At 53.4% G+C, this 12,172-nt stretch carries 13 protein-coding genes; 9 read left to right on the forward strand and 4 right to left on the reverse strand.

The genetic code is table 11. The annotated features are described in order from the left end of the window. The first annotated feature begins 18 nt into the window (after positions 1 to 18). The 8 genes from mrdA (at position 19) to lipA (ending at position 9,126) form a co-directional block, all read left to right on the forward strand. The gene (mrdA, locus tag ACREYP_RS16610; RefSeq protein ID WP_008456052.1) at positions 19 to 1,920 is read left to right on the forward strand and encodes a peptidoglycan DD-transpeptidase MrdA; all 1,902 of its coding nucleotides are present in this window, start codon (positions 19 to 21) and stop codon (positions 1,918 to 1,920) included. A 2-nt stretch (positions 1,921 to 1,922) separates the two neighbouring features. After that, the gene (gene mrdB / locus ACREYP_RS16615) at positions 1,923 to 3,035 is read left to right on the forward strand and encodes a peptidoglycan glycosyltransferase MrdB (protein WP_008456051.1); all 1,113 of its coding nucleotides are present in this window, start codon (positions 1,923 to 1,925) and stop codon (positions 3,033 to 3,035) included. Between the two features lie 16 nt (positions 3,036 to 3,051). Beyond that, positions 3,052 to 4,272 (forward strand): endolytic peptidoglycan transglycosylase RlpA, encoded by a 1,221-nt coding sequence (gene rlpA, locus ACREYP_RS16620; RefSeq protein WP_336818597.1) that lies wholly within the window; start codon positions 3,052 to 3,054, stop codon positions 4,270 to 4,272. Positions 4,273 to 4,415: 143 nt separating this feature from the next. After that, positions 4,416 to 5,627: a D-alanyl-D-alanine carboxypeptidase DacA gene (gene dacA / locus ACREYP_RS16625; protein WP_213713334.1), complete on the forward strand. Its 1,212-nt coding sequence runs from the start codon at positions 4,416 to 4,418 to the stop codon at positions 5,625 to 5,627. A 109-nt stretch (positions 5,628 to 5,736) separates the two neighbouring features. After that, entirely contained in the window at positions 5,737 to 6,000 is a 264-nt protein-coding gene (gene ybeD / locus ACREYP_RS16630; protein ID WP_008456041.1) for a DUF493 family protein YbeD, read from the forward strand. 74 nt (positions 6,001 to 6,074) lie between these two features. Beyond that, positions 6,075 to 6,719, forward strand: coding sequence for a lipoyl(octanoyl) transferase LipB (lipB, locus tag ACREYP_RS16635; protein WP_008456039.1), 645 nt, complete (start codon positions 6,075 to 6,077; stop codon positions 6,717 to 6,719). Positions 6,720 to 6,964: 245 nt separating this feature from the next. Next, positions 6,965 to 7,921, forward strand: a complete 957-nt coding sequence (locus tag ACREYP_RS16640) for a YbeF family transcriptional regulator (protein WP_008456036.1) — start codon at positions 6,965 to 6,967, stop codon at positions 7,919 to 7,921. Positions 7,922 to 8,160: 239 nt separating this feature from the next. After that, entirely contained in the window at positions 8,161 to 9,126 is a 966-nt protein-coding gene (lipA, locus tag ACREYP_RS16645; RefSeq protein ID WP_008456035.1) for a lipoyl synthase, read from the forward strand. An 86-nt stretch (positions 9,127 to 9,212) separates the two neighbouring features. Here the strand turns inward: lipA and tatE are convergent, their stop codons facing one another. Continuing rightward, positions 9,213 to 9,419, reverse strand: a complete 207-nt coding sequence (tatE, locus tag ACREYP_RS16650; protein ID WP_008456034.1) for a twin-arginine translocase subunit TatE — start codon at positions 9,417 to 9,419, stop codon at positions 9,213 to 9,215. A 129-nt stretch (positions 9,420 to 9,548) separates the two neighbouring features. Then, entirely contained in the window at positions 9,549 to 10,337 is a 789-nt protein-coding gene (locus ACREYP_RS16655; RefSeq protein ID WP_336818596.1) for a deaminated glutathione amidase, read from the reverse strand. A gap of 103 nt (positions 10,338 to 10,440) precedes the next feature. On the opposite strand from ACREYP_RS16655, the gene crcB reads away from it, so the two are divergent. Next, positions 10,441 to 10,824: a fluoride efflux transporter CrcB gene (gene crcB / locus ACREYP_RS16660; protein ID WP_336818595.1), complete on the forward strand. Its 384-nt coding sequence runs from the start codon at positions 10,441 to 10,443 to the stop codon at positions 10,822 to 10,824. 214 nt (positions 10,825 to 11,038) lie between these two features. On the opposite strand, the gene cspE is transcribed toward crcB, so the two are convergent. Continuing rightward, positions 11,039 to 11,248, reverse strand: coding sequence for a transcription antiterminator/RNA stability regulator CspE (gene cspE, locus ACREYP_RS16665; protein WP_004100146.1), 210 nt, complete (start codon positions 11,246 to 11,248; stop codon positions 11,039 to 11,041). 195 nt (positions 11,249 to 11,443) lie between these two features. Next, entirely contained in the window at positions 11,444 to 12,013 is a 570-nt protein-coding gene (gene pagP, locus ACREYP_RS16670) for a lipid IV(A) palmitoyltransferase PagP (RefSeq protein ID WP_008456022.1), read from the reverse strand. Positions 12,014 to 12,172: the final 159 nt, after the last annotated feature.

Consider the following 12,172-nt stretch of genomic DNA (forward strand, 5'->3'; position numbering starts at 1 on the left):
GGTAATACTAAGCAGCGAATGAAATTACAGAATTCTTTTCGCGACTATACTGCTGAGTCTGCGCTCTTTGTGCGCCGGGCGCTGGTCGCTTTTATCGGCATTTTGCTGCTTACCGGCGTGCTGATCGCCAACCTTTATAATCTGCAAATCGTTCGCTTTAACGACTATCAGACGCGGTCCAATGAAAACCGCATCAAGCTGGTGCCCATCCCGCCCAGCCGCGGCATTATTTACGATCGTAACGGCACCCCGCTGGCGCTAAACCGCACCATCTATCAAATCGAGATGATGCCGGAGAAAGTCGATAACGTTCAGGATACGCTGGAGGCGCTGCGCCCGGTGGTTGACCTGACCGATGACGACATCGCGAATTTCAAGAAAGAGCGTGCCCGCTCGCACCGCTTCACCTCCATTGCGGTCAAAACTAACCTGACGGAAGTTCAGGTTGCCCGCTTTGCCGTAAACCAGTACCGCTTCCCGGGTGTGGAAGTGAAAGGCTACAAACGCCGCTTCTATCCTTATGGCTCCGCGCTAACCCACGTCATTGGCTACGTTTCTAAAATCAACGACAAAGACGTTGAGCGCCTGGATAAAGAAGGCAAGCTGGCCAACTACGCCTCGACCCACGACATCGGCAAGCTCGGTATCGAGCGCTATTACGAAGATGTCCTGCACGGGCAAACGGGCTACGAAGAGGTTGAGGTTAACAACCGTGGCCGCGTCATCCGCCAGCTTAAAGAAGTGCCGCCTCAGGCCGGGCATGACATTTATCTGACCCTCGATCTGAAACTGCAAACCTACATCGAAACCCTGCTCGCAGGGAGTCGTGCTGCGGTGGTCGTTACCGATCCGCGTACGGGCGGCATTCTGGCGCTGGTTTCTATGCCAAGCTATAACCCGAACCTGTTCGTCGACGGTATCTCCAGCAAAGACTACTCTGGCCTGCTAAACGACCCGAACACGCCGTTAATTAACCGTGCGACTCAGGGTGTGTATCCACCGGCCTCTACCGTGAAGCCTTATATGGCAGTTTCTGCATTGAGCGCCGGAGTGATCACCCGCAACACCTCGCTGTTTGACCCCGGCTGGTGGCAACTGCCCGGCTCGGAAAAACGCTACCGCGACTGGAAAAAATGGGGCCACGGCCGCCTGAACGTCACAAAATCCCTGGAAGAATCGGCGGATACCTTCTTCTATCAGGTCGCCTATGACATGGGGATCGACCGCATTGGCGAATGGATGAGTAAGTTTGGCTACGGTCACCTGACGGGCATCGACCTTTCAGAAGAGCGCGCGGGCAATATGCCGACGCGCGAGTGGAAGCTGAAGCGCTTTAAAAAACCGTGGTATCAGGGTGACACCATTCCGGTCGGTATCGGCCAGGGTTACTGGACGGCCACGCCAATCCAGATGAGCAAGGCGATGATGATCCTGATCAACGACGGCATCGTTCGCGTTCCGCACCTGCTGATGAGCACCACCGAAAACGGTAAACAGGTTCCCTGGCAGCAGCCGACTGAAGCGCCGGTGGGCGACATCCACTCGGGCTATTGGGAAATTGCCAAAGATGGGATGTATGGCGTAGCCAACAGGCCTAACGGTACTGCACATAAATACTTCGCGAATGCGCCTTATAAAGTGGCAGCAAAATCAGGTACTGCGCAGGTCTTTGGCCTGAAAGCCAACGAAACGTATAACGCGCATAAAATTGCCGAACGCCTACGTGACCACAAGCTGATGACAGCATTTGCGCCGTATGACAACCCACAGTACGCCGTGACCATGATTCTGGAGAACGGCGGTGCAGGCCCGGCCGTCGGGAGCATCATGCGTCAGATCCTCGACCACGTCATGTTAGGGGATAACAACACGGTACTGCCGTCGGAAGCACCGGCCGCCTCGGCCGCAGAGGATCAATAAGCATGACTGACAATCCTAATAAAAAAACAATTTGGGATAAGGTTCACCTCGACCCGACCTTCCTGGTGACCATCCTCGCGCTGCTGGTGTTCAGCGCCCTGGTGGTATGGAGCGCCAGCGGCCAGGATATGGGCATGATGGAGCGTAAAATCGGCCAGATCCTGATGGGGCTGGTGATCATGGTCGTCATGGCGCAAATTCCGCCTCGCGTCTACGAAGGCTGGGCGCCCTATCTCTATATCTTCTGTATTATTCTGCTGGTGGCGGTTGATGCCTTCGGGGCCATTTCAAAAGGGGCCCAGCGCTGGCTCGATCTGGGCTTCGTGCGTTTCCAGCCTTCGGAAATCGCCAAGATTGCCGTTCCGCTAATGGTTGCCCGCTTTATTAACCGCGACGTTTGCCCGCCCACGCTGAAAAACACCGGCATTGCGCTCGTCCTGATCTTCATGCCGACCCTGCTGGTCGCCGCCCAGCCGGACCTGGGTACCTCCATTCTGGTCGCCGCATCGGGCCTGTTTGTGCTGTTCCTTTCCGGCATGAGCTGGCGACTTATTCTGGTTGCCGTTCTGCTGGTAGCCGCCTTCGTGCCGATCCTGTGGTTCTTCCTGATGCATGACTACCAGCGTGCGCGCGTGATGATGCTGTTAGATCCAGAAAGCGATCCGCTCGGCGCGGGCTATCATATAATTCAGTCCAAAATCGCCATCGGCTCCGGGGGCCTGCGCGGCAAGGGCTGGCTGCACGGCACGCAGTCGCAGCTAGAGTTCTTGCCCGAACGTCATACGGACTTTATTTTCGCGGTGCTTGCGGAAGAGCTAGGCTTAGTCGGCATTCTGGTGCTGCTGGCGCTCTATCTGCTGCTGATCATGCGCGGCCTGTTTATTGCCGCTCGGGCACAGACCACCTTTGGCCGCGTAATGGCCGGCGGGCTGATGCTGATCCTGTTCGTCTATGTATTTGTAAATATTGGCATGGTTAGTGGTATCTTACCGGTGGTCGGCGTACCGCTGCCGCTCGTCAGCTACGGGGGGTCGGCGCTAATCGTGCTGATGGCCGGGTTTGGTATCGTCATGTCGATACATACTCACAGAAAAATGTTATCAAAAAGCGTGTAACTGGATGAGGTGCGCAATGGGTAAGCAAAAACGGTGGGCTGGCGTCTGCATCGCAGCAGCGTTACTGGCAGCATGTTCGTCAAATGATGAGAGTCAGCAGCCGGTTAATCAGGCGCCACAGCCGGCCGTGTGCAACGGTCCAGTCGTGGAAATCAGCGGCGCCGAGCCACGTTACGAGCCGCTGAATCCGTCAGTTAACAAGGATTACCAGAACAACGGCAAAAGCTACAAAATTGTTCAGAATCCGGCAAACTTCAGCCAGGCAGGCTTCGCGGCTATCTACGACGCCGAACCGGGCAGCAACCTGACCGCCTCTGGCGAAGCGTTCGATCCTAATGCGCTGACCGCAGCACACCCAACGCTGCCTATTCCAAGCTATGCGCGAGTCACTAACCTCGCGAATGGCCGCATGATTGTGGTTCGCATCAACGATCGCGGCCCTTACGGCAACGATCGGGTGATCTCGCTGTCTCGCGCGGCAGCAGACAGGCTGAACACCTCAAACAATACTAAAGTCCGTATCGACCCTATTATCGTTGCACAGGATGGCACCATGTCCGGTCCAGGTACGGCCTGTACGACTATCGCCAAACAGACCTATGCGCTGCCGGCCCGTCCGGATCTTAGCGGCGGCATGGGAAGCGCCTCCTCCCCTTCTCAGCCAGCGGCACCACAGGGCGATGTGCGCGCCATCAGCAACTCGACGCTGCAAAGCGCAGATACCACCGGCGCACCTGTTCAGAGCAGCGGTTTTCTCGGTGCTCCTACGCCACTTGCGGCAGGCGTGATAGAAACACCTGATGCTCCGGCCACGGCTGCAGCAGCCCCCGCGACGCAGCAACCTGTCGCGGCACCAGCCGTGGCGCCTACTCCGCCAGTAGCCCCACAGCCAGCGCCGATCGTTGAGCAGCCAGCGCCTGCCGTTTCTGCGCCAGTCACCGCACCTGGTTCAACTCAAGGTCACGTTCAGCGCAGTGCAGCTACAGCAAGCGTACCCGCAAGCAGCGGCCGTTACGTTGTTCAGGTCGGTGCCGTGAGCGACGGCGCACGCGCCAGCCAGTGGCAGCAAAAGTTAAGCCAGCAGTTTGGCGTGCCGGGCGCAGTGTCTCATAACGGCACCGTGTATCGCGTTCAGCTTGGCCCGTTCAGCAGCCGCACTGAAGCCACCGCCCTTCAGCAGCGCCTGATGTCGGAAGCGCAACAGCAGTCATTTGTGACCAACGCTCCCGCTATGTAAAGCTATGACTGGCCTGTTTCTTGCCCGTAAATTTGTGTAAAGACCATTAACAAACTCACGCGCAAAGTCAGATGCCAGTCAAAAATGCTTTTGCTATAGTAAGGCACTTTTTTTAATTCCATCACGGACGTCGTAGTTCCATCATGAATACAGCTCCTTCTGCACGTTTTGTTAAGCGCCTGGCGCTCACCTCGGCTTTCGCTCTTGCGGCTATGGCCTCTGCTCAAGCTGACGACCTCAACATTAAAACTATGATCCCGGGCGTCCCGCAGATTGATGCAGAAGCGTATATCCTGATTGACTACAACTCAGGCAAAGTGCTGGCCGAATCAAATGCTGACGCACGCCGCGACCCGGCCAGCCTCACCAAGATGATGACCAGCTATGTCATTGGCCAGGCGATGAAAGCCGGTAAATTCGACGACAATGCGATGGTCACCATCGGCAAAGATGCCTGGGCCACCGGTAACCCGGTGTTTAAAGGCTCCTCGCTGATGTTCCTGCAGCCGGGTATGCAGGTACCGGTCAACAAACTGGTTCGCGGTATTAACCTGCAGTCAGGTAACGACGCCTGTGTGGCGATGGCCGACTTCGTCGCCGGCAGCCAGGATGCTTTCGTAAGCCTGATGAACGGCTACGTTTCTGCCCTGGGCCTGAAAAACACCCACTTCCAGACCGTGCACGGCCTGGACGCTGAAGGTCAGTACAGCTCCGCGCGTGATATGGCGCTGATCGGCCAGGCGCTGATCCGTGATGTGCCGAACGAATACGCTATCTACAAAGAAAAAGAGTTCACCTTCAACAACATTCGTCAGACCAACCGTAACGGTCTGCTGTGGGATACCAGCCTCAACGTTGACGGCATTAAAACCGGCCACACCGATGCCGCAGGCTATAACCTCGTGGCTTCCGCTACCGAAGGCCAGATGCGCCTGATCTCTGCGGTTCTTGGCGGGCACACTTACAAAGGCCGTGAAACAGAAAGCAAAAAGCTGCTGACCTGGGGCTTCCGCTTCTTTGAAACGGTTTCTCCGCTGAAAGCCGGCAAAGAGTTTGCTTCTGAGCCAGCCTGGTTTGGCGATAACGACCGTGTTTCTCTCGGCGTGGATAAAGACGTTTACCTGACCATTCCTCGCGGCCGCATGAAAGATCTGAAAGCCAGCTACGTGCTGACCACCACTGAACTGCATGCCCCGCTGCAGAAAAACCAGGTTGTGGGCACCATCAACTTCCAGTTGGACGGTAAAACCATCGAGCAGCGTCCGTTAGTTGTGTTGCAGGAAATGCCGGAAGGGAATTTCTTCAGCCGAATCATTGATTACATCAAGCTGATGTTCCACCACTGGTTCGGTTAATTATTGAACACTTGAAAGTGTCGAACCTGACCCCATATACTTAGCATCAAAGCAACTCCCGCCCGCCGGCGGGAGTTATTATTTTTATTGCCGTAACGCTGGAGCTACCATGAAAACCAAACTGAACGAACTGCTCGAATTCCCCACCTCTTTTACTTACAAAGTAATGGGCCTGGCGAAACCGGAGCTGGTTGATCTGGTCGTTGAGGTGGTGCAGCGCCACGCCCCTGGTGACTACACGCCGCAGGTTAAACCAAGCAGCAAAGGGAACTACCACTCAGTTTCTATTACCATCAATGCCACCCACATTGAGCAGGTTGAAACCCTGTATGAAGAATTAGGCAACATCGAAATCGTTCGTATGGTGCTGTAATCTGATAACCCGGCTCAGGCCGGGTTTTAGCTGTGATATACTTCCCGCCACCCTTTTCTCCCGGAGACGTTGTTTTGTCTCAAGACACTATCCTGATCCGCACCCTTGGCCTGCAGCCTTATGAACCTGTCTCGCAGGCAATGCATGACTTTACCGACACCCGTGATGAGACGACGGCCGACGAGATCTGGCTGGTTGAGCATCCTCAGGTTTTCACCCAGGGCCAGGCCGGTAAAGCCGAGCACGTCCTGATGCCGGGCGATATTCCCGTTGTGCAAAGCGATCGCGGCGGCCAGGTGACCTTTCACGGCCCTGGCCAGCAGGTTATGTATTTCCTGCTGAACTTAAAACGACGCAAGTTGGGCGTACGGGAACTGGTCACCATGCTGGAACAGACCGTGGTGAACACGCTGGCAGAATATGATATTGAGGCTTACCCCCGCGCCGACGCGCCGGGCGTGTATGTCGACGGACGCAAAATTTGCTCTCTGGGGCTTCGTATTCGGAGGGGATGTTCCTTCCACGGTCTGGCGTTAAACATCAACATGGATTTATCCCCTTTTTTGCGGATTAACCCCTGCGGCTACGCCGGGCTGGAGATGACCCAGGTCAGCCATTTTGCAGAAGGCATCACCGTAGCGGATATCCAGCCCCGGCTGGTAGAAAACTTTATCTCCCTGCTAAACCATCCGCCATACGAATACCGCGAAGTGGAGTAAACGTCAGGCCTGCCTCCCGCAGGCCTGATATTGTCTTTTTATCACTTTTTCGCCCATCGGTTATAATCACTAATTGGATAATTCAGAAACGTCATTATTTAAATAATATGACAGCTGGGAATAGCTTCTGAGGCTTAATTTTTCTCATTCGTGCTTGGGTTGGCAAAATAACTATGCTAATTCCCCCAAACGGTCTATTTGTATCTATAAATATAATATTCTTTATTTTTTAGCGGAGACCTGACATGGGGCAAAACCCACTGTCTGAGAAAAAAATCGTGGATCGCGATGGTGAAAACAACTATCCCGTATTCAAGACATTACGCAACATAGATTTAAACTTGCTGACCATTTTTGAAGCTGTCTACATTCATAAAGGCATCGTCAATGCAGCCAGAGTGCTAAATCTCACGCCCTCGGCTATCAGCCAGTCTATCCAAAAGTTGCGCTATATTTTTCCCGATCCTTTATTCATTCGCAAAGGCCAGGGCGTCACGCCGACGGCGTATGCGGCACACCTGCACGAATATATCAGCCAGGGCCTGGAATCCATTCTCGGCGCGTTGGATTTCAACAACAGCAATGACCAGCAGCGCACCATCACCATTGCCACCCAGCCGTCTATTGGGGCTTTAGTTATCCCCAAAGTCTATTCGGCGATCCGCAAGGTCAATCCAAATCTGCTTATTCGCAATGTGCCCATTAACGATGGTGAGTCCCAGCTCAGCCAGTTTCAAACCGATTTGATTATTGACACCAGTCGCCACTATGCACGCACCATCACCAGCGTGCCGCTGTATCAGGAAAGTATCGCCGTGGTCTGCCGGGAAGGTCATCCCTGTCTTGAACAGCGGCTCACTCGCGAAGATCTGCAAAACATGGAGCACACCTTCCTGATCATGCAGGATGATTTGCTGCGCGACCTACGCCAGGAGATCAGCGAGCGGCTGCCCAACAGGCAGATAGCGTTTAGCAGCTACAACTATGTCACCCTGTCTTCATTACTTGGCAGCAGCGATTTGCTGGGCTTCATGCCCTGGCGGCTGTACGAAATGTTCAAAGAGACCTGGAACCTGCGAGCCGTTGACTGCGATCTGTTTGCTGATAAAACAATGGAAACCAGCATGCATTTTAACAAGCTAAGCATCCGGGACACGGTTCTGCAGGAGATAATCAAAGCCATTCACACCGAGTTCGCTTGATCCTCAGTGGTTTTCACCTCTTGCCGGACGTTTCAGAGGTGAACACCATGCCCGTTAACCTCGTATTTAGCACAAAACAACAACCCATTTACAATTCTTTCTCCATTTCACGTTGGGGTATACTGATTCTCCCTGGCCGTGATGATATACTTCCGGCCATTAATTCAAAAATAGTTGATAGATCCTAACTTAGCTTGAATTAGCCTGACTTCATTATCCGCAACTGGAACACGCACCCTATGAGCAAACCCATTGTGATGGAACGCGGCGTTAAATACCGCGACGCCGATAAAATGGCTCTGATCCCGGTTAAAAACGTGGCGACAGAGCGCCAGGAGCTGTTGAGAAAACCAGAATGGATGAAAATCAAACTCCCGTCTGACTCAACCCGTATCCAGGGCATTAAAGCGGCGATGCGCAAAAATGGTCTGCACTCCGTTTGCGAAGAAGCTTCCTGCCCTAACCTCGCTGAATGTTTTAACCACGGCACCGCGACCTTCATGATTCTGGGCGCCATTTGTACCCGCCGCTGCCCATTCTGCGACGTCGCACACGGTCGCCCTGTTGCGCCAGATGCTAACGAGCCCGAAAAACTGGCACAGACCATCGCCGATATGGGTCTGCGTTACGTCGTAATTACCTCCGTTGACCGGGACGATCTTCGCGACGGCGGTGCCCAGCACTTTGCTGACTGCATCCGCGCTATTCGCGAAAAGAACCCGACCATCAAAATCGAGACGCTGGTGCCTGACTTCCGTGGGCGTATGGACCGTGCGCTGGATATTCTGACCGCAACGCCGCCGGACGTGTTCAACCACAACCTGGAAAACGTACCGCGCGTCTACCGCAACGTTCGCCCAGGTGCTGACTACAACTGGTCTCTGAAGCTGCTTGAGCGCTTTAAAGAAGCTCATCCGAATATTCCAACCAAGTCCGGCCTGATGGTGGGCCTGGGTGAAACGAACGAAGAGATCATCGAAGTGATGCGCGACCTGCGTCGTCACGGCGTAACCATGCTGACGCTGGGCCAGTATCTCCAGCCAAGTCGTCACCACTTGCCGGTACAGCGTTACGTTAGCCCGGATGAGTTTGAAGAGATGAAAGCCGAAGCGCTGGCAATGGGCTTCACTCACGCCGCCTGTGGCCCGTTTGTTCGCTCCTCTTACCATGCGGACCTGCAGGCAAAAGGGATGGAAGTGAAGTAAGACTGGTTACATCTTGTTACTTATAAACTGACATTCATAAAAAAACCGGCCATTCTGAGCCGGTTTTTTTATTTTGCCGTCGTCGTTCAGTCTTTATGAACGATGCGTTGCTCTGCAGCGGCTTCAGCTTCGGTATCGGGCTTTTTGCCATTGTCGTCTTCAGCCATCGCTTTCTTAAAGCCTTTGATGGCAGAACCGAGATCGCCGCCCAGCGTGCGCAGCTTCTTGGTACCAAACAGCAATACGATCAGCGCGCCGACAACCAGCAGCTTAGTAATACTAATCTCTCCCATACCTACCTTCTTTTGTGATGCGTGCCGTGGCAACGGCGAATAAAAGACCTGATTGCATTAACGGACATTTGTCCGCGCGACACAATAGCAATCTGTAACAAGGTGAATCAAGATTTGATTAAAAAAACATCATAACATTTGCGGTGGCGCAAACCGCCGGTTACGCAGCACCGGCAGCATTTGCCTTACGTCCAGCACTCGCTCTGCTGTCATCTCGGCAAAAATCAGCGCAGGCACCTCGGCTGCAGCCGCAACGGTCACGCCCAGCGGGTCAATGATTCGGCTCTGGCCGATATTTTTATTGCCGCACTCCCCGGAAGCAACCATGTAGCAGGTTGAATCCAGCGCGCGAGCGGCGAGCAGTGTCGCCCAGTGAGCCTCTTTATGCGGGCCTTTTAGCCACGCTGCAGGCAAAACCAGCACTTCTGCTCCGCTAAGCGCCAGGCTCAATGCCATATCAGGAAAACGAAGATCGTAGCAGGTCATCAGCCCGACGTTCATGCCGGCAACCTTAATCAAGGGGGCCAGGCTTGCTCCGGCATCCACCTGCTTAGATTCCTGCACGCTGAAAGCGTCATACAGATGAACCTTCTGGTAGTTCGCCACAATCTCACCGCCACGAATGGCCAGCAAAGTGTTTGCCGCCCGTCCATCACGGGTAGGGACATGCAGCGTTAGCACCGTTGTCATCTCGTTCTTCCGGCTTTCAGCCCGCAGCTGTTGTACATAGCCGTCATCCAGCTTCTGCGCGGACTTGACTGACATATCCGGGTCAGTATCACTCCGGGCTAGCACCGCTTCGGGTAAGACTAACAAATCGGCCTCTTTGGCCGCCGCTTGCGCCATAAGACTGACGCAGGTCGTCGCATTTTCCTGCCAGACTGGCCCCACCACAAACTGCCCGACCGCCACCTTCATATTCGCCTCGCCGTTCAAAGGATTAATTACAGCACATTGGGTATAAATCTCCCGACCTGAACGCTACACTTTTCCCATTGTTGATGTTTAATAAGGATTAACCGTGATTCAGATGCTATTCGCCGTCTTTATCGGCGGCGGGATGGGCAGCGTAGCACGCTGGTTTCTTAGTATGAAGTTCAATCCCCTGCATATGGGGATCCCCATCGGGACGCTAATCGCTAACCTGACCGGGGCGTTTATCATCGGCCTTGGGCTGGCGCTGTTCAGCCGCTTCAGCAACGTCGATCCGATGTGGAAGCTGCTGATAACCACCGGTTTCTGCGGCGGCCTGACCACGTTTTCGACGTTTTCTGCGGAAGTGATTTTGCTGCTGCAGGATGGGCGATTGATGTGGGCCAGCATGAACGCCCTGCTCAACCTGGCCGGCTCGTTTATCATGACCGCGCTCGCATTTTGGCTGGTTTCTCTCTTCGTGACCCAATAAGCCCTGAAGCGTTAATGTTAGCTTAATTTTTCTCTGCCACTATCCCAGCCATATCTTTGGGGGAGCGGGCAATGAAAGAGCAAATAACCGGCTGGGCGAGCGTGCTGATAAGCGTCGTTATCGTTGGGCTGTTTTTGAAAACTTATCTGTTTGCCTAAAATCACAGGAAAAAAAAACCCGCCTTGGCGGGTTTTTATATTCTACTGGTAATGACTTAGATAGGCATTACGTTTGCAGCAGAAGGGCCTTTGGCACCGTTAGTGATTTCAAACTCAACGCGCTGGCCTTCAGCCAGGGTTTTGAAACCATTGCTCTGGATTGCAGAGAAGTGTACGAACACGTCTTTGCTGCCATCTTCCGGAGTAATGAAGCCGAAGCCTTTGGATTCATTAAACCACTTAACGTTACCTTTAATCTTAGACATCAAAATTACCTTTACATGAAAAAACGACACAAATGCTGTGTCGGGCATCAGTACAACAATTGTGGTGGCTTTTGTCCAGTCCAGAATTGCTAAAAAGTGATAAAAGTCGCTAACTTTTTACTAGCTTGCGCATTACACCTTGTTTTTTAAGGGGTATAAAAACCCTCAGTTTTCACCGGCTTCAGGCCGACAAAATCAGAACTGGAAACGCATCCACGCGAAGTAGACGTTACCGTTGTTATAGGTGCCTGGAATGTAGGTCATCTGGAAGGTTGCCGGGCCGTAGCCAATAGACGCCAGCGGCAGCACTACCGGGATTGGGATGTATTTCCAGTTGTCGCGAGCAGTAACCCCGACGGTGTACCCCAACCCTAAATGGAAATTATCATCGCTCAGCGGGCGCCAGGTTTTCTCCCAACCATAGCCGCCGATTGGCTCCCACTTATTGAAGGAGTCCTTGAACGCCATCAAATAGATGCCGTTCCAGTTACCATTCTCATCCCAACGGGACTGGCCAAAACCCGCGCCCCACGGCCGCTCGTTGTAGCGATCCGTTTTTTCTTTGTCATAGGCAAAGCGGGCGTGCCAGGTAATCGCCGGCACGTAAAGATCGTAGTGTTCTGGCTCACTCCAGGTTTTAGACACCTGGCCCGAGAAAGTTTCCCATGCATTGCTGAAAAAGCCGCCTTCCGCAGCGGCAGAAGCGCTCAACCCAAGCGTGCAAACAAAAATCAAAATTGAGAACAGTTTATTTGCGTAAGTCACGTCTTTATTACCATATTAAAATTCGACAGGTACCTTACTGAATTATATCTCAATGAAAGCTAAATCAGCACATGACTTGTAAAGAAAATTGTCCACTGCCTGTTGTCAATACGCTGAATTCCCAAATAGATGTCAGACAACGTTGAATAAAATTGCAAG

The organism is Enterobacter sp. TMH.L2, from assembly GCF_050847315.1.
Lineage (GTDB): Bacteria > Pseudomonadota > Gammaproteobacteria > Enterobacterales > Enterobacteriaceae > Cedecea.